This is a genomic window from Alcanivorax borkumensis SK2 (assembly GCF_000009365.1).
Taxonomy (GTDB): domain Bacteria; phylum Pseudomonadota; class Gammaproteobacteria; order Pseudomonadales; family Alcanivoracaceae; genus Alcanivorax; species Alcanivorax borkumensis.
The window spans coordinates 2,609,900-2,636,362 of record NC_008260.1; the positions used below are offsets into that span (position 1 = coordinate 2,609,900).

A 26,463-nucleotide genomic window follows, 5' to 3' on the forward strand; every position below is an offset into this window, starting at 1 on the left:
GCTCACAAGAGCGGGGCCTTTTCGTTTCGGGCGTCCCTACACAACACCCGCAACCTGCGCTACCGTGAAGCATAACTTCGCGGCCTGAGCGCCGCTCCAACAAGGTTTCCCTGTGCGTTTTTTCCTCTTGGCCATTTTGCCTTTACTGCTGGTCGGCTGCGACCAGACTCCCACCGGTCGCGACCAACTGGCGCTAGTACCAGAGTCTATGATGGCGGACTTTGGTCGTCAGACTTTTGTGCAGATGCAGCAGCAGTTGCCGGTGGGTACCGGCGAAAGCGCCCGCCGAAAGGTGCAATGTGTGGCAGAGCACCTGATCAGCCGCATCCCCGCACGCTTTCCTGGTGCGACCATGCCGACCACCTGGGAGGTGGTGCTGTTCGCAGATTCCACACCTAATGCCTTTGCTCTACCCGGAGGCAAGATAGGCGTCAATGAAGGGCTGCTTAAGGTGGCACAAAGCGACGACCAGCTGGCCGCAGTGGTGGGCCATGAAATCGCCCATGTACTGGCCAAGCACGGCAACGAGCGGTTAACCCAGGAGTTGGGCATCAAAACAGTATTGTTCATCGTTGGGCTGTTCAGTGAAGGTGATGCAGATACCGAGAATATTCGGCAGGCCCTCGGCGTGGGAGCATATCTGGGGATTGCGCTACCGTTCAGCCGTAGCCATGAGCAGGAAGCGGACGCCATGGGCCTAGAGTTGATGGCCAGCGCGGGTTTTGATCCACTACAAAGCATTCAACTATGGCGCAATATGGCCGCCGCAGGCGGTGCCCAACCTATGGAGTTTCTCTCCACCCACCCTAATCACGACAGCCGCATCAAGGCACTGGAGGAGCGGATGGGGAACACCCTGCCGCTGTATCATCAAGCGTCGCCGGTGAACTGCGAACGCTAATCGCATCACAGCCGGCGTTGCTGCGAACAACAACCATTAGCTAGCCACCACGACTTTCAGGGAGACCGCCTTAACCTCCGGCAGCCAATCATCGTCCTTCATAGTCACAGGCCAAAACGGGAACATGGGCGGAGAACCTCAGACGTGAAGACCCCAGAGACGCTTCCGGGGCTTCCTTCCCTGTTATCCTGAAGGCAGAGGCCGGGCAACTCGACATCTCCACAGCCGCACTGAACACGCGAGCAACCGGCAAGTGTTCACTCGCTAGTAATTCATTCTCCCCCCGCGAATCCGTTAATCTTTCTCTCGAATGCGCTCCACAATCTTGGTGGTGGAGATGTCATCGATGAAATCGAGCACTTTTACCTCACCACCATAGCTTTTCACAAATTCGTGGCCCACCACCTGGTCTACGCTGTAGTCACCGCCTTTCACAAGAACATCTGGCTTAATGGACTCCAACAGTGGCTCCGGTGTATCAGTATCGAAAGCCACCACCCAGTCCACCGCCTCCAACGCAGCCAAGACTGCCATGCGGCGCTCAAGCGGATTAATAGGCCGACCCGGCCCCTTCAACCGTCGAATCGATTCATCACCGTTTACCGCAAGCACCAAGCGGTCCCCTTGCCGACGAGCCGTATCCAAATACCCCACATGACCGGCATGGATAATGTCGAAACAGCCATTGGTGAAAACGATTCTCTCGCCCTGGGCGCGAGCATCCTCGATGGCAATCAGCAATTGCGCTTCGCTCATCACGCCACGACCGGAGCCCCCCTCTTGATGCACCGCACGACGCAATTCGGGAGCGGAGACCACCGCCGTGCCCAGTTTCGCCACCACAATGCCAGCGGCAATGTTGGCCAAGGCCACCGCATCTTCCATGGCGGCGCCCGCAGCTAACGACACCGCCAGCACCGAGATCACCGTGTCCCCCGCGCCAGTGACATCGAATACTTCACGGGCACGGGCCGGCAAGTGCAGCTCCGGCAAGCCATCACGCAGCAGGGTCATGCCCTTTTCACTGCGAGTGACCAGCATGGCCTGCAGGTCCAGATCGCGGATCAGCTGCTGGCCCTTGGCAATCAGGTCCTGCTCATCTTTCACCACGCCCACCACCGCTTCAAACTCACTCAGGTTCGGCGTCAGCAAGGTCGCCCCGCGATAGGGCTCAAAATCGGTACCCTTGGGATCCACCAGCACCGGCACCCCCGCTTCGCGGGCCAGGGCGATCAGACCAGGACAGTCACGCAGGGCGCCTTTGGCATAATCCGACAACACCAGCGCACCGCAATGGACTAACTGCTGCTTAACCTGCTCGGCAAACGGCGCCGGGTCCTGGCTGTGGAACGCTTCTTCAAAATCCAGCCGCAACAGTTGTTGCTGACGACTAATCACCCGCAATTTGGTAATCGTGGGCAACCCGTCCACTTTCTGGAAATGGCAGCCCACTTCCGCCGCCGCCAGCCGCTCTTCCAGAATCGAGGCAGCTTCATCCCGGCCCGTCACCCCAACCAGCTCTGCACGGGCGCCCAAGGCGGCCATGTTCAATGCCACATTGGCGGCACCACCAGGGCGATCTTCTAGCTCGGTCACGCGCACCACAGGCACTGGCGCCTCCGGTGAAATACGGCTGGTGGGGCCGTGCCAATAGCGATCCAGCATGACATCACCCGCCACCAGAACACGGGCTTGGGCAAAAGAAGGGATGTGCGGGTTTTGCATCAATGTCTCCAAAAGACAACAGAGCCGAATTGCCCGCAATTGTAGCATAGCAGTGGAGGCAAACCGGTTCAGACAGTACACTTCGCGCCACAAGACTGCGTGAGTGTGTCACCCGGCAATTACGCATCACCTCGCTGTCAGGGTATCATTCAGTAGCCCTTAACCCTTGGCCAATTTTAGAAGCAACAGGACACGCTATGCCACCACTGCCCCCCAACATCATGCAAGGTCGCTGGCTACGCTGGTGGCTCACATTATCATTTGCAGTGATGTTCAGCGGTGTCTTCCTGTTCAGCTCCCGCATCGGCTTACTTAACGTGCTAGATGTGCTTTTCTTTTTGCCCGGCCTAACCCTGCTCACCCGCGCCGTAGTCAGTGGCGATCATCGCCTGATGACCTCGCCTTTTCTTGTTCCTCTTTATCTATTGCTCGCCTGGGCCTTGCTCAGCCTAGCTTGGGCAGAAGAACCCAATTCCTCACGCACGGTGCGCGGAGTCGTGCAGATTGTGGTGATGGTGGGGTTATTTCGTTGGCTACACCTGCATTTCCGTAACACCTTTAAACAAGCCATGGCCAACGGCGCCCTGTGTGCCGTGATTGTGTCTTCAATCGTTATGGTCAGCTACTACACCACTCAGCCATTCAGCAGCCCCCTGTTCAGCGAACCGGCAAACCTGATTTTTCGCATGCCTTCTCTTGACCCCTCCCTGGCACTGATGGCCATGGTGGCACCGACGTTCATTCTTCTGGCACAGGGCATGGAAGAAGGGGCATCCGGCAAAGGCGCCCGCCGCTTGGTTGGTGCCGGGGTCGGCTTTGTGTTTCTTTGCCTAGCCTCTTTGCCTCTGGGGTTAATGTGCATCATGCTTGCTGTCGCTTGGCTGCTTACCCGTAGCTCTCGCCGCTGGCTAAGCCTGATCCCGCTGGCCGCTGCCTTTTACCTGATGGTGCAAGGTGGCCACAGTGTGGCGGTGAACAACTACTTCGCTCACCCCCTAATCGGTAACGGGCTGAATCACGAAACATTGAATGGAGTGCTCGCCTACAACGGCTCTCACCTACAGACCCTCGCTCACCCCCGAAATATTTTTCTGCTATTGATTCACGGGCTGGGATTGGTCGGCCTGGTGCTGTTCATCGCCAGTTGGGTAAGCCCACTGACCGCCCTACTGCAGCGCCAGATCAACTGGCATGACAGTGCGGCCTACACCATTGCTGTTCTGCCAGGCCTGTGTATGGCCTACGCCGCCGGCGCATATCTACTCGTGCCATTCCATGCCAGCTGGCTTAGCCTTTGGCTCCCTTTAGCGCTTCTGCTGGCCCGACTCAGCGAGCGCCCAAGCATCCATCCCAACAGTCGTTGAGATTACCATGGGAAAACGCATCAACCGACCTTCACGCCTCTCCGATCCGCGCCTATACCCTAGCTGGCTAGGCGTCGGGCTATTCTGGCTAGTCGGCCAGCTACCGTGGACTGTTTTATTGGCCGCGGGTCGTGGACTGGGCCACCTTGCCTGGCATCTGACAAAAAAACGCCGCCATGTTGTTCAGACCAACATTCGGTTTTGCTTCCCAGAATTAAGTGCCGAAGAGCAAGAAACCTTAGCCAGGCGCTGCATGGTCAGCACCGGCGAAGCCATTCTGGAAATGGCCGGAAGCTTCAGCAACCACCGCATCAACCTTAATAACCGCCTGACTATCAATGGCTTAGAGCATGTCCGCAATGCCCAAGCCGCAGGGCAAGGGGTGTTGTTACTGGGCATGCATTTCAACAGCATAGATGTGGGGTCGCGGTTACTGAGTTGCGCATTTGATATGAATGCAGTCTATCGCCCCAACGATAACCTGGTGATTGATCGCTTGATCAATAAGGGACGCCTGAACTACATGAAAGGCATCGTTAAGCGCACAGATATTCGACATATCGTTCGCTTGCTCAGAAAGGGAGACATAGTGTGGTATGCCCCGGATCAGGATTACGGCACCGCCCACGCGGTATTTGTGCCTTTTTTTGGCGTGCCCGCAGCGACCATTACCGCCACCAGCCGCATCGCCCGCATGGGCAAGGCCGCCGTCATTCCCTGCGCGCACTACCGCCTACCCGGCGGCCGCTACGAAATCGAATTCGGCCCGGCGCTTGAAGATTTTCCCAGTGGCGACGATAAAGCGGATACAGCTCGGGTTAATAGCACAATTGAGCACTATGTGCGCAAGCATCCCGAGCAGTATCTCTGGGTTCACAAGCGGTTTAAACACCAAAAGAACGGACAATCGCCCTATAAGTAAACCTACTTTCTGACCAGCACCACCACCACGCTATTTCCCGAACTATCGAATACTTTCTCCAAGGAAAAGCGCGGTTCTTGCAACGCAAGAAGTCGATCTTGCTCATCTCTTTCCACCCGCCAAGCCAGCAAGCTACCCGGGATCACTTGCTCCGGAAATAGCGGTTTGGCGTCATCGCTGAAGTAGCCTTGGCCAGCATAAAAGCTAACCTGCCCATCATTTATATAAACCACACGCTCTGAACGTTCAGCCAACCAGCCCCCAGCCTGCCTCAAAGCTGTTTTTTCATGCCCAGTGGTACTAATAGACGTTGCTAGCGCCGACACGATCAAAATCATTACACTTACCCGCCGGAACCCGGCAGAGCCATTAACATAAGCCTGTGAAAACCGGCCCCACAGGAAAGGCAAAAGCATCAAGGCGAGAAAAACCACATACCGAGAAGACAGAAACACGTTGGTGACCAAAAAAACCACCAATACAGCCAGCCATAAGCAAAACAAAACCTGATAGGTGGTACGATCTCCACCCTTCCAGTCAACAGGTTTTAAAAAGACAGCAAGGATTAGCCATCCCAACAGCATTAACAATTTACTGGGAATCAACGTCATCAGACCCCAAAATAAAACCTGGCTACCGTAGTCCTCCGAGAATTCATTAAGCACTGCCCCTGCCAACAGATCACCATAGTGTTGAAACTCCTGATAGCGAACAGCCATATTCAGTGCATTTGCATAACGAAAAATTCTATCGCTCGCTTCGCCGCCATCAAACACAAGAAAAAACAGTAAAGCTGTCACGCCGACCACAGGAATCACATAAAAACCGGCCAATTTTCTCCAGTTTCTCTCTGGCATGAGCAGGCCCGCCAACGCGAGACCAATAGCCACAACACCAATTTCAAGTCGGCAGAGCACGCCAAACACAATGGCGCCAAAACACAGCGACAGCCACCCAACCGAGGCCTTTTCCATATAGCGGAGCCAGGCATAAATGGCCAGTAACGAAAAAAACCAGCCGGGCCAATCCCTCAGTACAGAAGAGCGATATTCGTTCAAAGCCGGCAAGGCCAACACGAAAAGCAAAAGCAGCCAACCCGACGTCAGTGAGACCCTAGACAATAATAAAGCCATCAACGCCGTAGCCCCTGCAGCAAAAAGCGACACCACTATTGTCACTGAAATTAATGCCGAAAAAGGGCTAACCTTGATGATTCCTGCAAGAAAGTAGGAGAAGAACGGCCAATTAAAGGTATTAGTGATGCTACCCTGTGTCTCGCCGACAGCAATCTGCCTGGCTAAATCGATATATAGCATCCCATCCCGATTCAAAACTGGATCAGTAATAAATGCCAACAGAGAAAGAGCTAAGCTTCCGATTATCGCCATGCAGGCAAGTGATCTAGGGCTATCCACAGACAGAATAAGATTTTTCGTCATCGTTATCTAAATTGCTCCCAGTTTCTTTCGAACCGCATCCTGTCTTTTCTATTTTTTGCTTTTGCCCGGCGGGCGCGTACACTGAAACTCGCATTATCAAGATCAATAAAGCTGATATCGTCATTATCGTTGACCAAGATATTCTGCGCCTTCATATCTCCATGACTAATGCCCGCCCAGAGAAATCGCTCCAACCATAACCGCACACTCTCTGCCAAATGTTCCGCTCGGGAGCGCTGCTGCTCCATCACTAGGCTTAGCGCCTGCGATTGCAGTCTCGGAAAAACGATAACACTGGTTCCCGCTCGTACACCTTCAGTGAATTCAACGAGCATAACCGGACGAGGCGTTGGTATTCCGAGTAGCGCCCACAGCCAACCTTGGCGCCAACTAATCATACCCCTAGAGTGTTTCATTTTTTGTTTGAGGCGGGCCTTCAAACTAGACTCTTGATAATGCTTTACAACCCAGGATTCGTCTGCGAATACACTGATACGACTACCTTTCTTTATCAGCGGCAACCCCTCTGGGTTTTCACAGTACGCCAACCAAGTACGAGCCTTATCTCGATATTCACGATCAATGTATGCAACGCCGTCTTTTATCGACTCCAGACGGATCGCAGAACAGTTACGCTGCCACTTTCTATCCGCTTGCACCATCCTCTTCAGTAGGAACTTACGGCACTTATTTTCGAAATCACAGCCATCGACACCCCGGGCTCGCATGAACTGATAACACTGAAGAATTAATTGGTCCTGCAGTGCTAATGAAGCTTGGGAGCACATCAGAGCCAGATTATCCACCAGCGCACGCGAGCCTCTCTTTGAAGGGACGGGCCTAATTTCACCTGCATCCAGACAGACGATACCCCTTGCCTCATCCACCAGAAAATTTCCTAGATGTAAGTCGGTCTGTATCCAGCCAGCGTCATACAACTGCCACACGGTGTCCAATAAACTTTGCAGCAAAGCAGGGTTAAACGTCTTCTCCAATAACGTACCCAGCTCAGCCCCCACCACCGGCTTCATCAACAGAACCGTATGAGCTCCCTGCTCCAATACAGCAATCGTTTCCGGCACCTGAACACCTTGGGACGCCAACTTTCTCAGCAAGGCATACTCATGCTGACCAACTGCTTTTTTGTCATTAAAAAACAGTTTGGCAATCACCGGCTGCCCCTGCCAGCGGCCATTCACCACCAACCTTTTCCCAGGTAAATGCCGCAAAATGCTCTTAGCCACCAACGTTTCTTGCGCTAGCTCAAGAGAGAAAGGCTCAATCTCATCCCAGCATCTATGTTGCAAATCTGACAGTGCCGTCATTTCATCAGGCTCTTGATCAGGCGGCGTATATAACGAGGCTGCATGGCCATAAAAGGGGACTCCCTGAAAAGTTGCCCGTATAAACGACGGACATCTCCGTAACGCTCAGCTCGATCACAGATTTTCACCAATGAAAGTAATCTACGCACACGATAGCTCTTGCGCATTGCCTGGGCCCATTCGGGCAGACCATTGTTATCAAAAATCCGGCTTTCCAGAGACATGCCCACCGCCAAGGCCGCGCTCACATCATGGCGCATACTGTCTTCATGCTTGTGAATTTTGGCAATGGGCTGCGGAGTAGTGGCCACCGGATAATTGGCCAGCACATGGGCAAACACGGGCAAATCCTCTGTATGACGCAACTCACGGTCATAGCGCACAGATGCAAATAACGTCCGATGCATCGCGCACGCGCCATTTGAGATGGTCAATTTCTTGCCCAGATATTCAGAGAAATTCTTCTGGCAATCATCCGATGCGGGCCATGGCCGAATTTCGTCACACCCTTCCTGGCTACATGAAAGATGGCCACCGATAAGGAGTCGTGCTTGAGGGTTTCCTTGTGCGCATTGATCCAGTGCTGCCAATGCCCCAGAGCACATTTCATCATCAGCATCCAGGAAAACTAGCCAGGAAAAAACCGCTTCCTCCACGCCCCGATTCCGTACTGCGGACAGCCCTTGATTGTTCTGCCGAACATAAGACAGCCGGGAACTATTCTGCTCAGACAGCGACTGCATCACCGTATCGGTGTTATCGGTAGAGCCATCATTGATCACCAACACCTCAAAATCAGAATAAGACTGGTTCAATACCGACTGCACCGCCCGCTCGATGCAGTGGCCATAGTTATAGGCAGGAATGACAACGGAAAACCCCGTGCTCATATATCCTTCCCCGGGTGCGCATTAAACTGCAGCGGAAATTGTGGTTTTTTTTCATAATAGCGACGATAAATTTTTTCACCTTCGCGCTGACTGGCGGCCAGCAGGGCAGATTTTTCCGTCAACACGTCACGTAAAGACAGGCCACTGTACTCACGCACAAATCGCAGAACATCTCTTCGCGTCATCCCGTACCGGGCAGTGGAGAAATACAACCCCCCCAAATCCTTGACTCGCCATCGTTGAGGAACCGCCCCTCGCACCTGGGAACGGTGCAGATCGATCAGGAAAAGAGGCGCGGTTTCATCCCTGGCGTGCACCGCGGGGGCCGGCATCAAAAAGTGGGCCAGATAAAAATCACGGTGATTAATGCCGGCGTCATGCATACGGCGGGCGATAGCAGCCACCCGACGAATCAGCTCGCGCTTGAAGCCTACAGGAACTTCTCCTGCCTCAAGCCAGCTTTCGCCTACTTCCTCCAGACTCAAGGTATCGGCCAGCTCATCCGTGACCAGAAACGATTCCTGACGAGACGGATTGTGGCCACGGCAGCCATACCCTGCCACCGTCATCGTATCCAGCCCTGCGGCCCGAACAGCATCAATCGCACGCACTTCCTGCATGGCACCAAGCACAGGCAATTTCCCCTGAGCGAGATTCTTGAAGATTTCACGCCATCCAATCCCGCCATGGTACTTGAGGAAATAACCTTTCCCGGCATGGAAAAAACGTAGCGTTCTGCGCCCTTCACGTTCCCGGAAAATATCCCCTTGTTGTCGGGCTGCCTGCTCAAACGGGTCCTTACCGGCCCAGGCCGCCGCCAGATCCTCACGCAGCATCTTGCTCATTCCTGCTCCCCGCCGTCGCCCGCTTCCACTGCGGACACCGCATGCTCCACCAGGTCATAAATATCTGCACTGGCCGCAAATGCCCGTCCCCGTTGCCGCCAGTCATCACGCCCCTGCATCAGAAGCCCCTTGGCTGCCAAGGCCATCATGGCAAGCGACGCATTGTCATTCATTACCTGGCCCATGGCCGCCTGCTCGATGTACGGTGAATAGCCGCATGCCTGCGTGGTCAAAACCGGCAACCCGGCAATGGCAGCCTCAAGTAATACCGTCCCGGTGTTTTCCGCATAGGCGAGATGCAGCAGCAAATCCGCAGACCAGAGCCACTCCGGCACATTGTCCTGCCCACCCATGAAATGCAGGCGCGACATTACACCCAGCCGGCGCGCCAGCGCGGCAAAACGCTCAGGGCGGTCATCGCCCACTACAAACAGTTGCGCCCCTGGCAGCGCCGCCAGCACATGAATGGCACGATCCAGGCCCTTGGTACGAAAACCGGAACCCACAAACAACAGCATCGATTCCTGATCAGCCAGATCCAATTTTTCCCGATGCGCCATACGCACCGACTCATAACACTCAGGCAGCACCCGGTCACGGCGAATGCCTGGTGGCAAATCGACAAATCGTTGTTCGGCGGTACCGTAGTGATCCTGAAACAGGGATTTCTGGGGCGGAGAAATGGACAAAATACGAGTAGTGCTATCCTGTGCAAAAACCGCATGCTCCATATCCAGTTTGCTGCGATAACGCGGTAACCAGGAACGCGGCCAAGAGTAACGCTCGGAAAGACAGCCATCCGCAGCATAATACCAATCCAGCCCAGGCATTTTGTTAAACCCTACTCTCAGGTCAAAATCCGCCCACAACTCACTCACCTGGCCTGCAAACTGCACGTCACGCCGGTGATTGCTGCCGGCCGTCACCGGCAACAAATGCACAGTAATATCCGTTGGTTTTTCACCGTCCCAGTCTCGGGTAAAAATGGTGACCTGATGACCCCGTGCCACAGAGGCTTGGGCAATAGCCAACATATCCCGTTGCAACCCGCCGAACGGGAAATACTCGAACAGCACAAACGCCAGCTTCATGAGGCCACCCGTAACAGTTGCTGCCAGACCTGTTTTGGCTTGAGACTGCTAAAGCAAGGAGGTTCTACCCCCTTGCCTAACTCTCCCCGATAGGTGCATTTTCCCTGCACGCAGGGCGCGCAGGGAAAATCCGCCGCCAATGACGAAGCACGCATGCCTTGCACACCGGTCAGCACCGGGTCCGTTGGACCATAAAGCGCCACACCCGGCAAGCCGGCAGCGGCAGCCAGATGCGCCAGGCCAGTGTCTACGGCGATAAAGGCATCCCAGCTCAACAACTTGTCGGTCAGCGCATCCAGACCCATCTTCGGCAGCACACAAACGCGCTCCAGCCCGGCGGCCAGCCGCTCGGCGCGGGCTTTTTCTTCGTCGTTGCCCCAGGGCAAATGGACACGGTGGCCGTCGCCGCTGGCCAGCTCGAGAAGCTGGCGCCAGAACGCTTCCGGATAATGTTTGGTGGCCCAAGTCGTGCCATGACAGAACACCAGCTCTGCCGGCTCACTCAAGGGCGCTGGCACATGCTCACGGGGTAACCCATAGTCTGGCGCAGTATCGGCAAGGGGGTAATTCAGAGCCTGGGAAAACAACTGACGAACCCGCTCAATGGCGTGCTGGCCACGGGCCACAGGCAGCGGATGATCCAGCACCCTGGCCGACAGCCCCTCACGCGCAGAGTGCTTATCAAAACCGTATTTTGGACCACGGGAGAGGCGCGTAACGAACGCGCTTTTCAGCAAGCCTTGGGCATCAATTACCGCATCATAGGAGTTTGACTGAACGGCGGCATTAAAGGCAGCCCACTCCCCGGAGCGACGCGCCTTGATGGGGTGCTTCCGCCAGCGGCGCAAGGCACATGGAATAACTGTATTAACCGCAGGATGGCGGATGGCCAGGTCGGCAAAGCTGTCTTCCACAACCCAATCCACCTTTAACGAGGGAAAGGCCACTAGCGCATCAGTCAATGCAGGCAAGGCATGAATCACATCGCCCATGGAAGAGGTCTTGATCAAAAGCAAACGCATTGATCAGGCGCTCCTTAACTTGAACTTACGCTCCATGCGGGCAACGAGTGATCTCCCATCGCTATCTGCCAGCGGTCGGTCAAGATACGCTCTTAAAAACCGCACCCTGTCACGGGCAGAAAAACCTTTCGCTCGTCTTGCCAACGTCTCCAGATCACGTAGACGGGGCTGCCAGCGCTGGTAGTGAGGCCGACAGCGTTCCATATCAATGAAACGCACATCATAGCGTTGCTGTTTTTCACACCAAGCAACAAAAATATGCTTGGGATACAAATTCTGGTGAACCAAACCACGCTCATGAAGCAAGCGCACCACTGAGGCCACATCACGTATTAACGTAAATCGTCTCCCAGGGGATAACGCACCCAAATCGATTTGATCAAGGCTCTGAAAGCCAGCCAAGTTAATGCTGACCAACATGGCTTCATGATTTCCACCTTGCGAGTTCACAGCAAAAAACAATGGCTCCGCTACCGGCACACCCGCTTGCCAGCAACGCATCAGGGCTATGTATTCCTGATACAAAGTGGCTTGCCCGGTGATGGGGTGCAGCACAGTACGTCGCACATAGTTACGCTGATGCTTGATATAAACGGTTACCGGTTCCCCTCCAGCCCCAACCACGTTTGCCTGGAATACTTGGCTGATCCCACGCCCTCGCTGGTTGGGCTCGTCGACCAGCGTCTTGTCTAACGCCAACCAATCCGCAATCGTGTTCAGACCAAGCCCATTCAACGTCAATCGCCAGTGGGGGTGAATGTAATTGCCATTCAATTCCATTGGATTACTCATCTCCTACCAATATCCCCAACGAGTCAATCACCTTCATGGGCGGCAACTGACGCAAACAATTCAGGTGGCCCAGCGGGCATTCACGCTCGAAACAGGGGCTACACTCCAACCCCAATCGTACCACTGCTACCCGATCCCCCAAGGGCGGCGTAAAACCGGGAGATGTAGAACCGTATACGGCTACCAATGGCCGCTTCAGTGCAGCCGCAATATGCATCAAGCCAGAATCATTGCTGACCACCGCCATGGTCGCTGACAGCAAATCCACGGCCTGCTCCAGGGACGTATTCCCCGCCAGCACCACCGCATGCTCATCCGCACCGTTCTCCAGTGCCCCGACGATCACATCCGCCACGGGCTGGTCTTTCCCGGAACCGAAGATCCACACCTGCCCGCCACGCTCAATCCAGTGCTGGGCCACTGCGGCATAATGATGCTCCGGCCAGCGTTTGGCCGGGCCGAACTCCGCACCAGGGCACAGCCCCAGCACCGGGCGGTCCAGGTTGAGATTATGCGCCGCCATGGCCCCATTGCGGGAATCGTCGCTGACCTGCAAGTGTGGAGCGGTAATCTCATCCAGCCCCGGAACCGGCGCACCTTCCGGCAATGCCAGCGCCACAAAACGCTGCACCATCAAGGGGTAGCGCTCCTTGTCCAGCTTGCGCACATCGTTGAGCAGGCCATAACGCATTTCGCCGCGCCAGCCGGTGCGCACCGGAACTTTCGCCGAAAACGGTACCAGCGCAGACTTGAGCGAATTGGGCAGCACATAACTTTGCTGATAGTGGCCGCGCAGGGATTTCCCCAATGCGTGCCGCTCACCAAGACGCAAATCGCCATGATCAAACGGCAACGCCAGCGCCTCACGCACTTCCGGCATGCGTGACAGCAGCGGCCGACACCAGGTCGGCGCCAGCACATCGATAGCACAATCGGGGTATTGATGACGCAGTTCGGAAAACAGCGTTTGCGCCATCACCATGTCGCCGACCCAGGACGGGCCGACGACAAGGATGGCGGAGGGCGAGTCGGTCAAGGTAGCCGGCATCCGCCTGTTTAGCTCACGTAAGTGAGCCAGTCTCCGTAGTCGTCATCCAGTTTGCCGCGCACCAGATCGAAATACACCGCCTGCAGCTGTTCAGTCACCGGGCCTCGCTTGCCGGCACCGATGATACGGCCATCCAGTTCGCGAATCGGCATCACTTCAGCGGCGGTGCCGGTGAAGAAGGCTTCGTCGGCAATGTAGAGCTCGTCACGGGTGATGCGCTTCTCTCGCACCGGATAACCACGCTCTTCGGCCAGTTGCATGATGGTTTTGCGGGTAATGCCATCCAGGCAAGAGGTCAGTTCCGGGGTGTAAATGATACCGTCGCGAACCAGGAACACATTCTCACCGGAGCCTTCTGCCACATAACCCTCGTTATCCAGCAGCAAGGCTTCATCGGCGCCACCGGACAGGGCTTCGTTCAGCGCCAGCATGGAGTTCATGTAGTTGCCGTTGGCTTTCGCCTTGCACATGGTGATGTTCACATGGTGACGCGTGTAGCTGGAGGTACGCACCTTGATGCCCAGCTCCAGCGCCTCCGGCGACATGTAGGACGGCCATTCCCAGGCGGCCACCATCACGTGCACTTTCAGGTTGTGGGCACGCAGGCCCATGCCTTCACTGCCGTAAAACGCCATCGGGCGCAGGTAGGCGTGGGGCAGATTATTTTCGCGAATCGCCGACAGATGCGCCTCGTTGATCTGCTCCTTGGTATAGGGCAGCTTCATGTTGAGGATATGCGCACTGTTGAAAAACCGGTCGGTGTGATCCTGCAGGCGGAAAATAGCCGGCCCTTTTGCTGTCTCATAGGCACGCACGCCTTCAAACACGCCCATGCCGTAATGCAGGGTATGCGTCAGCACGTGAACCTTGGCCTCTTGCCAGGGAACCAGCTCGCCATCCAACCAGATAAAACCGTCTCTTACAGCCATCGACATGGCAGTGATACTCCCAGAACTAAGGACCTTTGAGCGAACGCCCTACAGGTCGAACCAATGCTTCCAGATCGTTCGCACGCCTTCACGCAAATCGCGGAATTGAGTGTCGTCGACAATGGATTTCTCTTTGCGCAACGAGGCGCGATGAGCCGCGGACCGGTAAGCCAGGTAGGCTTCCCGCAGCAGGCCGGCATCCTGAGCCGACATAATGTCCAGTGCGGCCAGTGTTTCCAGCAAGCGCACATTATCGGTGAAGCGGGTGAGTTCACCGTGGGAGGAGGCCCATCTCAGAACCCCGTATTGCACCATAAATTCGATATCAACGATACCACCAGGATCCTGCTTGAGGTGAAAAGTGTCCGAGCGTTTATCGGCTAGGTGATTGACCATTTTGCTGCGCATGGCCAATACGTCCTCGCGAAGCTTGTCTTTGGGGCGAGGATCACACAGCACCTGATGGCGAATATCATTAAAGCGTTCCCGGGCACGGTTGCAGCCAGCCACCACGCGCGCGCGAACCAGTGCTTGATGCTCCCAGGTCCACGCATCATTACGCTGATATTTTTCAAACGCATCCATGGAGCTGACCAACAAGCCGGCGCTGCCGGACGGGCGCAAACGAGTATCCACCTCATAAAGCTGGCCACTCATGGTCCGCGTGCTAATGATATGCACAATGCGCTGCCCCAGGCGGGCATAAAACTGCTCGTTGGAGACGGGCTTTTCACCGTCAGTCATGCCGCCACTGGCGGCATCATGCAAAAACACCAGGTCCAAATCGGAATTGTGCCCCAGCTCAATGCCCCCCAGCTTGCCATAGCCCACCACCACAAAATCCGGGCTACAGGGCTGGCCATCATCGCGTGATGGGCGGCCATGGCGCTCCACCATCGGCTCCCAGGCCAACATCACCACCTGGTTAAGAATGCTTTCGGCCAGCCAAGTCAGGTAATCACTCACTTTCATCAACGGCAATACTTCGGTGACTTCCGACGCCGCTACCCGCAACAGATGGGCCTGCTTGAAGTTACGCAGCACTTCCATCTGCTGTTCCAAATCGTCCTCAGCCACCCGCAGCAGCTGCTGACGCAGCTCGTCATCCAACTCCGCCCGCTCCGGTGGCGAGTAGAGGGTGCGTACATCGAGAAGCTCGTCGAGCAATACAGGGTGACGGGTAAGCCGCTCGGCAATCCAAGGGCTAGCACCGGACAGTTTCACAAGCTGTGTCAATGCGCTGGGGTTTTCCACCAACAAGGCTATGTAGGCGCTGCGGCGCAGCACCGCCTCCACAAAAGCGATCAAGCGCCCCGCTGTCGTATCACCGTGCCCCTGGTAACCCAGCGCTTCGAGCATTAATGGCATCAACCGATCCAGCCGCTGCCGGCTGATGGCCTGCATATTCTCCACCGCTCGGCTATCGCGGAAGTCGCTCAGCCTAGCGTACACAGCCTGAGCATCCAGCACCCCGATAGCACTGAGTTGAGCCTGCGCTGCATCCTCATCCAACGCCCCCAACCACAAATCGAGCAGCTCTTGATCAGCACCTTGGGCAGCATCGGTTTCCTGTTCCGGGTCGGCAATCACTTGGCTAAAATGATGGCGCACACTTTCCCGGTAGCGACGCAGCTTGCGCTCAAACGCTGCCCGAGCAGAAAAGCCCATGGCATAGGTCAAGCGCTGCCAGCCCAGCTCATCATCGGGCAGCCGCTGAGTCTGCTTATCCGCCACCGCCTGCAAACGATGCTCCACATCGCGCAGAAACAGATACGCCTCAGTCAACTCGTCGGCCACATCTTCGGGCAACAGCTCCAGCGCCACCAGCTGTGGCAGCACTTTGATTAAATTCGGCTCACGTAGATCAGGCAACTGGCCACCGCGAATCAGCTGGAATGCCTGAACAATAAATTCCACTTCACGAATGCCGCCTGCACCCAGCTTCACATCCGCCTGCATCCCCTTACGATTCACTTCCCTCTCGATCAGGGATTTCATTTCTCGCAGGGACTGGAACGCGCCGTAGTCGATATAACGACGATAGACAAAGGGGTTTAAGCGTTTGATCAAGCGGCCGCCGGCCTCCAAATCGCCCGCCATCGGGCGCATCTTGATCAGCGCATAGCGCTCCCATTCGCGGCCCTGGGTTTCGTAGTAACCCTCCATGGCATCGAAGCCGATGGCCAAAACACCGCTCTTGCCCCAAGGGCGCAGACGCATATCCACCCGGAAAACGAAGCCGTCTGCGGTTGTCTGATCCAGCGCCTTAATTAACTGCTGGCCCAAACGCACAAAGAATTGGTGGTGGGTTAGCGCCCGGCGTTCACCTTCGATTTCACCCTCGTGCTCGTAGGCAAAAATCAGGTCGATATCGGAAGACAAATTCAACTCGTGAGCGCCCAGCTTGCCCATGGCCAGCACCACCAGCCGGACCGGCGTGCCATCCGGCCCCAGCGGGGTGCCGCAACGCTCACAGGCCCAGCCATACAATACGGTCAGCGCTTCATCAATGAGCGTATCGGCCAGCAGCGACAAGTCGGCCACGGCACTGTGGTAATCGCCTATCCTGGCCAGGTCCCGCCAAATAATGCGCACCATGTGGCGGTGACGCAAACGGCGCAGGGCCCGCTTGAGGCTGTCTTCATCATCACATTCAGCCAACAGCGCGCGCACTTCTTCTTTCAAGGACGCAGGCGCCAGAGCTTGGGTTAGATCACTGGCCTGCAGCCACTCCCCCAGCCCCGGATCTCGCTGAAACTGAGCAGCAACATAGTCCGATCCTGCCCACACACGGGGCAGATCGACCAACAAGGCATCGGGGATACGGTGTCCAGATTCAATAAAATGCTGCCAGTGCTGACTAACCAGCACCGACAGTTCATCCGGCAGAGAATCGTATTGGGGTTCACTCATGGGCGGCTATTGTCGTACGGCAAAGGCAAAGCTACAAGCGGCAGAACCAAGCGATACGCTGCAAGCGTCAAACCGCGACACGAAAAAATGGCGTTGAAGACAGGACAACCAACGGAGCCCAGCGCTGGAACTTGGGCCCCTCAGGGCAAACCCAGAACATTCTCGCCCGCGCGCTCTCCTTATTGCTGCCGCGATTGATGCAGCGCTACCCCATCAAAATATCGTGGGAGGGCGTCACCCGCATAACCTCTTCAATGGTCGTCAGCCCCTTGGCCACTTTTATGGCGCCACTGATTCGCAGGGGTTTCATGCCTTCTTTGAGTGAGGCCCGGGTCAGGGTTTCCAGGTCGGCGCCACGGGTGATGTGGTTTTTCAGGGTAGTGCGCAGGGGCATGGTTTCATACACCCCCATCCGGCCTCGATACCCAGTCCCTCGACATTCCAAGCAACCCACCGGCTGATACAGCGTTGCCGGCATCTTCATCTTGAAAGGACGAACCAGCTCCTCCCAGGCTTGCGGGTCGGTTTCGGTGGCCGTCTTGCAGTTCGGGCACAGCGTTCGCACCAGCCGTTGCGCCATCACACCCAGCACCGTGGCGCTAATCATATAAGGCGCCACGCCTAGGTCGATCAACCGGGTGACGGACGATGGCGCGTCATTGGTATGCAGGGTCGACAGCACCAGGTGGCCGGTGAGGGCAGCCTGAATGGCCATGTCCGCAGTCTGCAAGTCGCGAATCTCACCAATCATGATGATATCCGGGTCTTGGCGCAGCATGGCCTTCACGCCTTGGGCAAAGTCCACATCAATATTGGCCTGAATTTGCATCTGGTTAAAACTGGACTCCACCATTTCGATGGGGTCTTCGATGGTGCAAACATTCACTTCGCTGGTGGCCAACTGCTTGAGCGTAGAATACAGCGTGGTGGTTTTCCCCGACCCGGTGGGGCCGGTGACAAAAATAATGCCATGGGGGTGGCTGGTCATCTGGTGCCAGGTATCGTGATCCTCCTTGCTAAAACCCAATTGCTCGAAGCTACGCACCAACACATCCGGGTCGAATACCCGCATCACCATCTTTTCACCGAACGCGGTGGGCAGAGTAGAAATCCGCAGCTCAATCTCATCCCCTTCCGGCGATTTGGTCTTTAAGCGACCATCCTGGGGTTTACGCTTTTCCGCCACATTTAAACGGCTAAGAATCTTTAGCCGGCTAGTCACCGCCGCCATAATGGCCGCCGGCAATTCATACACATCATGCAGCACACCATCAATGCGAAAGCGCATCTTGCCGGTTTCCCGGCGTGGCTCCAGGTGGATATCGCTGGCGCGCTGGGAAAACGCATACTGCAGAATCCAGTCCACAATGTTAACGATATGCTGGTCGTCCGCATCGTGGTGCCCTTTGCCCACTTCGAGTAGCTGCTCGAAGTTGGTAATGCCCGACATTTCCTGCCCGGTGTTGCCGGTCGCCCCCGCAATGGAGCGGCTCAGGTTATAGAACTCAATCCGGTAGCGGCGCATTTGCTCCGGATTAACCAACACCACTTCCAGCTCACGATCGCGCAGCACCTGTTGCAAATGCGGCTGCCAGCCGCGCACGAACGGCTGGTCGCAGGCCACCACCACCTTATCGCGATGCACCTCCACCGCCACAATACCGTGGCGTTCAGCGAAGGCGTAACTCATTACATTGGTCACCTGATCCACATGCACTTTAAGCGGATCAATGCTGTACACCGGCAAGCCGCTTTTTTCTGACAGCCAATGAGTCAGAAAGTCCACATCCAAAAGCTGGTGGGTATTGGTGCGATCGGTAAGGCGGTACTTAGCCAGCACCTGAATAGGGTGCCAATTCAATTCTTTCTTTTCCCGCGGCGTCGTGGAGATCACGTTAAAGTCCTCCTGACTGACGCGCCCTTCATCCAGCAATTCACGCATCAACCAGCGCACATCAACCAGAAGGCCGTCCAGCTTGGGGGCATCCCCAGGAGCGCTAACCGTCACTTTCTTCACTTTCTATACTCTCCAACTCTACCCGGGGCTCTATTGGCCTGCGCCACACGGCAAAACACCATCTGTGGCAAGCCGAGCCATCTCATTATTCTGGCGTAGGCCGTGGCAACCCATCAGCATCTTTACTGTACCCCTAACATTGACCCCCTGACAGCCCCGCCTGCTTTCTCTATACTCGCGACCCAATTAGTGCCGGAACGGCGACACCGTTGTCACCGTCTTGCCGCGGCTACCCGCCAGCAGCGAATAGCGGCATGATGGGCAGCTGCTCCCAACCCTAACCCTTGGACCCGAGGCGCCTATGTCCTTTGGAAGCTCCATTGCCGGCCTCTTCGGCCGCTCACCAATCAAGCCCCTGCAAAAACACTACGATACCGTCCACGACTGCGCACGCACGCTGGCGGACTTCTTCGCCGCCGTGACGACCAACGACTGGGACAAGGCACGCGCCGCTCGCCAGCGAATTGCCGACCTGGAAAACCAGGCCGACGAGCTGAAAAAAGAGTTCCGTCTCAGCCTGCCCAAAAGTCTATTTCTGCCCATGCCCCGCACCGATCTGCTCGAACTGATCAGCGTGCAGGACAAGGTCGCGAATAAGGCTAAGGATATTTCCGGGCTCATGCTTGGCCGGCAGATGACCATTCCTCCCGTTTTGGCCGACGTAATGCAAGCCTATGTACAAGGTGCCATCGACACCTCCGCCCAAGCCCAAAAAGCCATCAACGAACTGGATGAGCTTATCGAAACCGGCTTCAGTGGCCGTGAAATTCGCATGATAGAAGACCTGATCGAAGAACTGGACCGCCTGGAACGGGCCAACGACGATCAACAGGTCACCATTCGCGCCACACTGTTCAAGCTGGAAACCGAGCTATCACCAGTGGACGTCATCTTCCTCTACAAGATCATCGAATGGGTGGGCGATCTCGCCGATCGCGCCCAGAAAGTGGGCGGCCGCCTGCAGATGTTGGTCGCACGCTAGGAGAGTTCTTATGGAGTGGATGCTAGAGCATAGCTATTTCATGCTGCTGCTGGCGGGCGCCTTCGGGTTCCTAATGGCCTGGGGCGTTGGCGCCAACGATGTGGCCAACGCCATGGGGACCTCGGTGGGAGCCAAGGCCCTCACCGTGAAGCAGGCGGTTATCATCGCCATTATCTTTGAATTTGCCGGGGCCTACCTGGCCGGCGGCGAAGTCACCGCCACCATCCGCAAGGGCATCATCGATGCGGATGCCTTCTCCCACGCCCCGCAATACTTGGTCTACGGCATGATGTCCGCATTGCTGGCCGCCGGTATCTGGTTGATGGTGGCGTCCTGGTTCGGTTGGCCGGTCTCCACCACCCATTCCATCGTCGGTGCCATCGTCGGCTTTGCCGCCGTAGGCTTGGGCATGGACGCGGTGCACTGGGGCAAGGTGGGCTCCATCGTCGCTAGCTGGGTCACCTCGCCCCTGCTGGCCGGGATCATTTCCTTTGCCCTAATCCGTAGCGTGCAACGGTTGGTACTGAACCACGACGACCCCTTCGAACGCGCCAAGAAAGTCGTCCCTTTCTACATGTTCTTGGTGGGCTTTGTTATTTCCATGGTCACCATGGTCAAAGGGTTGAAACACGTCGGTCTGGAACTGAGTTTCTTCCACAGTTTCCTGTGGGCCCTGCTGGGTGGCGCGGTTGTTATGGCACTGGGAAGCTTCTTCCTGAGTCGGGTTGAACCAGACCCAGAAGCCGATAAAGACTTCCGGTTCAGCTCTGTGGAGCGCGTGTTTGCGGTACTCATGATCTTCACCGCCTGCGCCATGGCGTTTGCCCACGGCTCCAACGATGTAGCCAACGCCGTCGGCCCGCTGGCCGCCATCAACAGCGTACTGGCGTCCGGCGGCGAAATCGGCGCCAAAGCAGAAATGCCCAGCTGGATTCTTTTGGTCGGGGCCATGGGTATCGTCTTTGGGCTAGCGATTTTCGGCGCCCGAGTGATGGCCACTGTAGGCAAAAAGATTACCGAGCTCACCCCATCCCGTGGCTTCGCCGCCGAGCTGGGCGCCGCCACCACCGTGGTGCTGGCCTCCAGCACCGGCCTGCCCATTTCCACCACTCACACCCTGGTGGGCGCGGTCTTGGGCGTCGGCATGGCCCGCGGCATTGGCTCTCTGAACCTGCGTGTAATCAGCACCATCTTCACCTCTTGGGTCGTCACCCTGCCCGCCGGTGCGCTGCTCTCCATCCTGTTCTTCTATTTCTTCAAAGGGCTGTTTGGGGCATAGCAAAAAGGCTTCACGCACACAGAAAAGCCGCCCTCCGGGCGGTTTTTTTGTGTGGGCTCATACGCCCCGCATCTAGTATCCGGCACAATCTGCTCGCTATACTGGCCAATCAATCACTTAGAGCCGAGACGCCCGTGTCCACCAGCGCAGCCCCGAACACCGACAGCCAGGTTCACTGGTTCCGCAATTCGTCCCCGTATATCAATGCGCATCGGGGCCGAACCTTTGTGGTCATGTTGTCTGGGGAACTGCTGGACGGCCCGCGCCTGCCTACCCTGATTCACGATCTGGCCCTGCTGAATAGCCTGGGAATCAAACTGGTGCTGGTGCATGGCGCCAGGCCACAAATTTCTGCCCGGCTGGCAGAATCCGACATTGAATCCACCTTTGAGCAACACATGCGCATCACCGACAGTGCCGCGCTGGATAGCGTCGTGGCGGCGGTGGGCGCATTGCGCCTGAAACTGGAAGGCTTGTTCTCCATGGGGCTGGCTAACTCCCCCATGCATAACGCCAGCATCCGGTTAATTAGCGGCAACTTCGTAGTGGCCAAACCGGTAGGCGTGCGTGGTGGCTTCGACTACCAGCACACCGGTGAAGTGCGGCGCATCGACGTAGACGCCATTCGCCAGCAACTGGGCAACGGTAACGTGGTGCTGCTCTCGCCGGTGGGCGGCTCGCCCACCGGCGAACTGTTCAACGTGAACGCAGAAGAAGTGGCCTCCACTGCCGCCATCGCCCTGGGCGCCGACAAGCTCATCATCATGGGCGAACACCTGCGTCTCGCCGACCCGCAAGGCCACCTGGTGCGCGAACTCAGCCCCCAGCAAGCCGGCAAACTGCTGGCCGGCGACCAATACGAAAACAATGGTGTAGACCGGCAGCTCACCGCCGCCTGCCATGCCGCCAGTAACGGCGTGGCTCGGGCGCACCTGCTCGATGCCCAGGTAGATGGCGCACTAATCAAAGAACTGTTCACCCGCGACGGCTGCGGCACCCTGGTTACTAGGGAAACCTACGAAACCCTCCGTGGCGCGCGCATTGAAGACGTGGGCGGCATTCTCGAACTGATCGAACCACTGGAAGAAGACGGCACCCTGGTGCGCCGCTCACGGGAGCTACTGGAAAACGAAATTCAGCGCTTCGCCATCATCGAACGCGACGGCATGGTTATCGCCTGCGCGGCCCTCTATCCCTTCCCCGAAGAAAAGACCGGCGAACTGGCCTGTGTCGCCGTTCATTCCAGCTACCGCAAAGGTGAACGGGGCGCACAGGTTCTTGGCTATCTGGAACGGCGGGCACGGGAACAGGGGCTGCACAGCCTATTCGTGCTCACCACCCTCACCGCGCACTGGTTTCAGCAACAGGGGTTTGAGGCAGCGGGAGTAGAAGCCCTGCCGGGAGCCAGGCAATCGCTGTATAACTGGCAGCGGAATTCAAAGGTGTTTGTGAAGGGGCTTTGAAGGTTATGGCCAGATTTCTAGCGCTTGGCCTCAGCCGCCCCCAAAACACGCCAGCGTTTTTGAGTCGCCTGTAGCCCTTTGTTAGGTTTTGTTCATTCGTGGCGTCACAACTTCCGGACCAATGTGATGCCATCTGCGATTGGAAGCATGGACACATCTACACCAAGCCTGCAGCTTTAGCCAAAAAATTTCGGGGGCAGGCTTTGCGCCACCTCGAAAGCATCATCGGGTGGATGATCCAACCCAGCCGCCACTTACTGAACCTGAACCCCTTCCTGACAGCTAAGCTCAACGGCCTTTACTTTAAAGTCTGTCGAATACTGCCAAGTCTTTCTCGGATTTTTGTATTGGGGCATATGCCACCTCCTCTGGTTAGGAGAAGGTGTCCACTAAAACGGGGGAACTACATTTTCCGAGTGCTGGTGCTTGTTATACGATTGTTGATACAACATATACACCCAGAACTTTGGAAAAGCCAAGGGCCAAGAAGCCTAAAATTAAAGCCCAATTTCTGACGACGAAAGTTGCACTAGAGTAATTAGAAAGCTTATCCAAATTAGTTTTTACTTTCGAGGTATTCTCTTCAATAAGCTGCAGAGTATATGCAGCTTCATTTCTGCCCAATACTTCACCAGTATCCGTATTTAGAACCTGGCCTGGCATAGACTGAGCCTGATTAAGAGCGCCTTTCTTTTCACCCATATCCAGCATTTGAAAATTGAGTTTCATGATTGATATATTAAGATCTAACCGCTTGAACCCAGCAATGATTGAAATAAAAAAAAGAGCTAAAGAGATCAGTTCGATGGTATTTTGAGAGAAGCTTATTGGCATAGGTTTGTACTGACCACCAACATACGCGAACAAAGCAGATACTAGACCCAGTAGAAAATAATCAAGCTTTTGTTGGGCTTCTCTAATTCCCTTAAACACTTCTAGGCTTCTAGATTCTGCCACTGGCCTTCCTTATCGTATAACGCTCGCGTAATAGATGCGAGCTTGCGAGCGTCCTAATTGACGCGCTTGTTAGCAGCTCACGCCTCAAATCGAGAAGCAATTTCAATTTTCTTTAGCAAATAACCTAAAGAGCCAATGCCCCCGTTCCAGTCAATATCTCTGATGATTTCCAATATTCTGTGAGCACGTCGTTTCTCTTCTTCGCTTGAAGAACCGGAATCTATTACCCTTTGATACTTATTCGATATTTCATCGTAACTATGACTATGTGACTTACAAGTGACAATGTATGCCTCTAGCGCTGTACCATAATTATTCAAAAGCAAATCGGTGGCACCAGGTTTTGTCTTAAACCGTTCCAGCAGTTCAAAAACAGTGATCTCATCAGCAATCAATTCCTTGTACAAATCGGGCGATTTGACTTTCAATACAATAAGAAAACAAAGAAAAAGTGGGAACAATTTATAGTTTTCAGGTGTTGTTCTTATGGAAAGACTAAGAAGCGAACAGCAGTGCTCCTGCTCACGTAGCGTTAAACCATACAACTCAAATAACTCTGAGAACATCGCTAAAGACTGCTCTCCTTCGTATTGAACACCTCTTGCATTCTTCTTTGAAAAATACTCATTAAATGAATATTTCTTGAACAAGGCTTTTACAAAAAGCCCTTTGTCAGGCGGAGGAAGAACATAGTCAAAGTCCATAAACCTTCGCAAGTAGCCATCTACATTCAGTCCTTCACCATAAATTGCTTTAATGGATGAACCTAGTTGACTTTTGTCCGCACCGAGAACAAAGACGATGTTCTCCACGCTGAAGAAGTGTTTTGCTTTTTCCAAAATTTCAATTGCAAAGTTTGGCCTGCAACGATCAAGTTCATCGATAATAAACACCAATGGTTTAGGGTTGTCTGGGTCAGTTATACTATTTGCTAACTGGGATATGGCCTCCCGAAATGACTTTATGGACTTCTTAGAGTTTTCGTATTTTTCTAGCTGTTCTTTCGCTATCGATTCGGCTAAACCTGCAAGAGCCTGTTCAGTTACCTTATCAAGATCCAGAGCGCCAGCCGTTGCCAACTTGGCCGCTACGGGAACTGAACGCTTTAAAAGTGCAACACCGATATCTTTAGTTTTGCCAAGGTATTCTCTGGCTTTTGACTCGTCACCAGTTTTTGATAGTTCAGTGATCGATGCACTTATCTCCCCTATAAGACATACAAGAGCATCATCAGAAAAATCACTTTCCCAAGCATTGAAATAGATCGTTGGTATTTCGTTGTTCTTTAAATGCTGCTCCCACATTCTAAGGAAAGTTGTCTTTCCTTGTCCCCATGGAGCATCAATACAAACTACCACCGAGTCATTTGCAGACAATACGAACTCTGTTAGCGCCTCTCCACTCTCCTTGCGACTCAGTGCGTCATTTCGATATGGATCATCTTCAATAATTTCAATGTCACGACTTTTTAGTATCACTCGATCTTCCCTTTGACTGCTAACGCCCGGCGCAGCGGGCAAATTGCAGCGAGGAACGAGCGCAAATTTGATCCGCCTGCCGCCGCTTGTTAAGAGGAGCAAAACCAACCCAGCAACCCCAATACTGCCACATAAAACCCAAATATCAGCGGAAATAAATATTCCACAACAGCCCTAAAGAATGACAACAACCCTGCTTTTTTGTATAGCCAGGCAAGGCTTGGCAGACCCGACATTTCAAAAGCCATATTTGATTCTTCGGATTCTGACTCTATGCTAGCCTCACGTTCTTCCAAATAATCTTGATAAGCCTTGCGCCAAATAAAAAAATCAGACAATCCAAAAGCCACGAAGGCCACCCAAAAGTAGATTATCATTCCACTGACAAAGAAGAGAAAAACCCCCTGCTCAGGTGCTGACAAGCTAATTCCTAGCGCAGAAATCTCCCTTGGTACGAGGTTCGCCTTCGTTATAAGAAAACCTGCTGAAGAAGCTAGAATGAGGTTTCTTCTCTCCAACCTAGTTATATGGCTTAAAGGATCTTTGAGAAAGCTCACGTCTGGATAAGACAAACGGATACCTCTTAACGCCCAGCTCACCGCGCGTAGTAATGTTGGCGACTTTGCTGCGTGTTTTTGCAGGAAAGGTGCAAACATTACGGAGTCCGGTGGAGCTGTTTGTTATGTTTTTAATTTTAAATACCACTATGTGTAACAATCAATATTATAAATGTTGAAGTAAAAATGCCTATAAGAACAATCGTTTTTATTAAAGCCATTACGTGATTACGCCAACCTTTTAACTTATATGAACGATACCAAGTTAAAGAAATTGCCATTAAGCCGACAAAAAAAGCCAAATAAACAAAGTAGCATCCGTATGAAAAATAGATATTGGCCAAATCTGGAACAAATAGAAAGGCTGTAGCAACAGTGCATAAACTGCATGCTAGCACCCATACAAATCTATCTATTCTTAGTTCCATTGACACACTACCTCTTGGAAACATAACGCTTTTGTTTAGCGGCGCCCCCTCAAGGGCGTCCGGTGGAGGCCGCAGGCCGGAACGAACTACAACAAT

General features: G+C 54.6%; 22 protein-coding genes. 6 read left to right on the top strand and 16 right to left on the bottom strand.

The annotated features are described in order from the left end of the window. Positions 1-112 precede the first annotated feature (112 nt). The gene (locus tag ABO_RS11745; protein ID WP_011589563.1) at positions 113-901 is read left to right on the top strand and encodes a M48 family metallopeptidase; all 789 of its coding nucleotides are present in this window, start codon (positions 113-115) and stop codon (positions 899-901) included. 294 nt (positions 902-1,195) lie between these two features. Here ABO_RS11745 and hldE read toward each other — a convergent pair whose 3' ends face one another. Beyond that, positions 1,196-2,626: a bifunctional D-glycero-beta-D-manno-heptose-7-phosphate kinase/D-glycero-beta-D-manno-heptose 1-phosphate adenylyltransferase HldE gene (gene hldE / locus ABO_RS11750; RefSeq protein WP_011589564.1), complete on the bottom strand. Its 1,431-nt coding sequence runs from the start codon at positions 2,624-2,626 to the stop codon at positions 1,196-1,198. Positions 2,627-2,823: 197 nt separating this feature from the next. Between hldE and ABO_RS11755 the strand changes: the two genes are divergently transcribed. Further along, a complete protein-coding gene (locus ABO_RS11755) occupies positions 2,824-3,990 on the top strand; it encodes a hypothetical protein (protein ID WP_011589565.1) in 1,167 nt (388 codons plus the stop codon). Positions 3,991-3,997: 7 nt separating this feature from the next. Next, complete coding sequence (gene lpxL / locus ABO_RS11760) at positions 3,998-4,912, top strand: LpxL/LpxP family Kdo(2)-lipid IV(A) lauroyl/palmitoleoyl acyltransferase (protein ID WP_011589566.1); 915 nt, start codon at positions 3,998-4,000, stop codon at positions 4,910-4,912. Positions 4,913-4,914: 2 nt separating this feature from the next. Here lpxL and ABO_RS11765 read toward each other — a convergent pair whose 3' ends face one another. The 11 genes from ABO_RS11765 to ABO_RS11820 all read right to left on the bottom strand — a co-directional run bounded on the left by ABO_RS11765 (position 4,915) and on the right by ABO_RS11820 (position 19,223). Then, the gene (locus ABO_RS11765; protein WP_148201460.1) at positions 4,915-6,351 is read right to left on the bottom strand and encodes a glycosyltransferase family 39 protein; all 1,437 of its coding nucleotides are present in this window, start codon (positions 6,349-6,351) and stop codon (positions 4,915-4,917) included. A 2-nt stretch (positions 6,352-6,353) separates the two neighbouring features. Continuing rightward, on the bottom strand, positions 6,354-7,676 hold the full coding sequence (locus ABO_RS11775) for a lipopolysaccharide kinase InaA family protein (protein ID WP_011589568.1): 1,323 nt from the start codon (positions 7,674-7,676) through the stop codon (positions 6,354-6,356). Then, positions 7,673-8,566, bottom strand: a complete 894-nt coding sequence (locus tag ABO_RS11780) for a glycosyltransferase family 2 protein (RefSeq protein ID WP_011589569.1) — start codon at positions 8,564-8,566, stop codon at positions 7,673-7,675. Before ABO_RS11780 ends, ABO_RS11775 begins: the two co-directional genes overlap by 4 nt. Further along, positions 8,563-9,411 (bottom strand): lipopolysaccharide core heptose(I) kinase RfaP, encoded by an 849-nt coding sequence (gene rfaP / locus ABO_RS11785; RefSeq protein ID WP_011589570.1) that lies wholly within the window; start codon positions 9,409-9,411, stop codon positions 8,563-8,565. Before rfaP ends, ABO_RS11780 begins: the two co-directional genes overlap by 4 nt. Continuing rightward, positions 9,408-10,502, bottom strand: a complete 1,095-nt coding sequence (locus ABO_RS11790) for a glycosyltransferase family 4 protein (protein ID WP_011589571.1) — start codon at positions 10,500-10,502, stop codon at positions 9,408-9,410. The genes rfaP and ABO_RS11790 overlap by 4 nt, the downstream gene beginning before the upstream one ends. Beyond that, positions 10,499-11,524 carry a lipopolysaccharide heptosyltransferase I gene (gene waaC, locus ABO_RS11795; protein WP_011589572.1) on the bottom strand — a complete coding sequence of 342 codons (1,026 nt, stop codon included), beginning with the start codon at positions 11,522-11,524 and terminating at the stop codon, positions 10,499-10,501. Before waaC ends, ABO_RS11790 begins: the two co-directional genes overlap by 4 nt. Before the next feature lie 3 nt (positions 11,525-11,527). Beyond that, on the bottom strand, positions 11,528-12,304 hold the full coding sequence (locus tag ABO_RS11800) for a lipopolysaccharide kinase InaA family protein (RefSeq protein WP_041705079.1): 777 nt from the start codon (positions 12,302-12,304) through the stop codon (positions 11,528-11,530). Between the two features lie 4 nt (positions 12,305-12,308). Then, positions 12,309-13,364, bottom strand: a complete 1,056-nt coding sequence (gene waaF / locus ABO_RS11805; RefSeq protein ID WP_011589574.1) for a lipopolysaccharide heptosyltransferase II — start codon at positions 13,362-13,364, stop codon at positions 12,309-12,311. Between the two features lie 8 nt (positions 13,365-13,372). Further along, positions 13,373-14,299 carry a branched-chain amino acid transaminase gene (locus tag ABO_RS11810; protein ID WP_011589575.1) on the bottom strand — a complete coding sequence of 309 codons (927 nt, stop codon included), beginning with the start codon at positions 14,297-14,299 and terminating at the stop codon, positions 13,373-13,375. Between the two features lie 42 nt (positions 14,300-14,341). Then, positions 14,342-17,206 (bottom strand): bifunctional [glutamate--ammonia ligase]-adenylyl-L-tyrosine phosphorylase/[glutamate--ammonia-ligase] adenylyltransferase, encoded by a 2,865-nt coding sequence (gene glnE / locus ABO_RS11815; RefSeq protein ID WP_011589576.1) that lies wholly within the window; start codon positions 17,204-17,206, stop codon positions 14,342-14,344. 205 nt (positions 17,207-17,411) lie between these two features. After that, positions 17,412-19,223 (bottom strand): GspE/PulE family protein, encoded by a 1,812-nt coding sequence (locus ABO_RS11820; protein WP_011589577.1) that lies wholly within the window; start codon positions 19,221-19,223, stop codon positions 17,412-17,414. A 301-nt stretch (positions 19,224-19,524) separates the two neighbouring features. Between ABO_RS11820 and ABO_RS11825 the strand changes: the two genes are divergently transcribed. The 3 genes from ABO_RS11825 to argA all read left to right on the top strand — a co-directional run bounded on the left by ABO_RS11825 (position 19,525) and on the right by argA (position 22,947). Next, on the top strand, positions 19,525-20,205 hold the full coding sequence (locus ABO_RS11825) for a TIGR00153 family protein (RefSeq protein ID WP_011589578.1): 681 nt from the start codon (positions 19,525-19,527) through the stop codon (positions 20,203-20,205). A 10-nt stretch (positions 20,206-20,215) separates the two neighbouring features. Further along, positions 20,216-21,484, top strand: a complete 1,269-nt coding sequence (locus tag ABO_RS11830; protein WP_011589579.1) for an inorganic phosphate transporter — start codon at positions 20,216-20,218, stop codon at positions 21,482-21,484. A gap of 134 nt (positions 21,485-21,618) precedes the next feature. Continuing rightward, positions 21,619-22,947, top strand: coding sequence for an amino-acid N-acetyltransferase (argA, locus tag ABO_RS11835; protein WP_011589580.1), 1,329 nt, complete (start codon positions 21,619-21,621; stop codon positions 22,945-22,947). Positions 22,948-23,376: 429 nt separating this feature from the next. Here argA and ABO_RS11840 read toward each other — a convergent pair whose 3' ends face one another. The 4 genes from ABO_RS11840 to ABO_RS14305 form a co-directional block, all read right to left on the bottom strand. Further along, positions 23,377-23,904, bottom strand: coding sequence for a hypothetical protein (locus tag ABO_RS11840; protein ID WP_011589581.1), 528 nt, complete (start codon positions 23,902-23,904; stop codon positions 23,377-23,379). Between the two features lie 77 nt (positions 23,905-23,981). Then, entirely contained in the window at positions 23,982-25,382 is a 1,401-nt protein-coding gene (locus tag ABO_RS11845; RefSeq protein ID WP_041705081.1) for a KAP family P-loop NTPase fold protein, read from the bottom strand. Between the two features lie 89 nt (positions 25,383-25,471). Then, positions 25,472-26,038, bottom strand: a complete 567-nt coding sequence (locus ABO_RS14420) for a hypothetical protein (RefSeq protein ID WP_011589583.1) — start codon at positions 26,036-26,038, stop codon at positions 25,472-25,474. 38 nt (positions 26,039-26,076) lie between these two features. Continuing rightward, a complete protein-coding gene (locus ABO_RS14305) occupies positions 26,077-26,367 on the bottom strand; it encodes a hypothetical protein (RefSeq protein ID WP_148201520.1) in 291 nt (96 codons plus the stop codon). Positions 26,368-26,463 lie beyond the last annotated feature (96 nt).

Excerpts from the sequence above, each read along its gene's own strand:
- hldE (WP_011589564.1), bottom strand. The coding sequence starts at position 2,626 with ATGCAAAACCCGCACATCCCTTCTTTTGCCCAAGCCCGTGTTCTGGTG.
- ABO_RS11755 (WP_011589565.1), top strand. The coding sequence starts at position 2,824 with ATGCCACCACTGCCCCCCAACATCATGCAAGGTCGCTGGCTACGCTGG.
- lpxL (WP_011589566.1), top strand. The coding sequence starts at position 3,998 with ATGGGAAAACGCATCAACCGACCTTCACGCCTCTCCGATCCGCGCCTA.
- ABO_RS11765 (WP_148201460.1), bottom strand. The coding sequence starts at position 6,351 with ATGACGAAAAATCTTATTCTGTCTGTGGATAGCCCTAGATCACTTGCC.
- ABO_RS11775 (WP_011589568.1), bottom strand. The coding sequence starts at position 7,676 with ATGACGGCACTGTCAGATTTGCAACATAGATGCTGGGATGAGATTGAG.
- ABO_RS11780 (WP_011589569.1), bottom strand. The coding sequence starts at position 8,566 with ATGAGCACGGGGTTTTCCGTTGTCATTCCTGCCTATAACTATGGCCAC.
- rfaP (WP_011589570.1), bottom strand. The coding sequence starts at position 9,411 with ATGAGCAAGATGCTGCGTGAGGATCTGGCGGCGGCCTGGGCCGGTAAG.
- ABO_RS11790 (WP_011589571.1), bottom strand. The coding sequence starts at position 10,502 with ATGAAGCTGGCGTTTGTGCTGTTCGAGTATTTCCCGTTCGGCGGGTTG.
- waaC (WP_011589572.1), bottom strand. The coding sequence starts at position 11,524 with ATGCGTTTGCTTTTGATCAAGACCTCTTCCATGGGCGATGTGATTCAT.
- ABO_RS11800 (WP_041705079.1), bottom strand. The coding sequence starts at position 12,304 with ATGGAATTGAATGGCAATTACATTCACCCCCACTGGCGATTGACGTTG.
- waaF (WP_011589574.1), bottom strand. The coding sequence starts at position 13,364 with ATGCCGGCTACCTTGACCGACTCGCCCTCCGCCATCCTTGTCGTCGGC.
- ABO_RS11810 (WP_011589575.1), bottom strand. The coding sequence starts at position 14,299 with ATGTCGATGGCTGTAAGAGACGGTTTTATCTGGTTGGATGGCGAGCTG.
- glnE (WP_011589576.1), bottom strand. The coding sequence starts at position 17,206 with ATGAGTGAACCCCAATACGATTCTCTGCCGGATGAACTGTCGGTGCTG.
- ABO_RS11825 (WP_011589578.1), top strand. The coding sequence starts at position 19,525 with ATGTCCTTTGGAAGCTCCATTGCCGGCCTCTTCGGCCGCTCACCAATC.
- ABO_RS11830 (WP_011589579.1), top strand. The coding sequence starts at position 20,216 with ATGGAGTGGATGCTAGAGCATAGCTATTTCATGCTGCTGCTGGCGGGC.
- ABO_RS14420 (WP_011589583.1), bottom strand. The coding sequence starts at position 26,038 with ATGTTTGCACCTTTCCTGCAAAAACACGCAGCAAAGTCGCCAACATTA.
- ABO_RS14305 (WP_148201520.1), bottom strand. The coding sequence starts at position 26,367 with ATGGAACTAAGAATAGATAGATTTGTATGGGTGCTAGCATGCAGTTTA.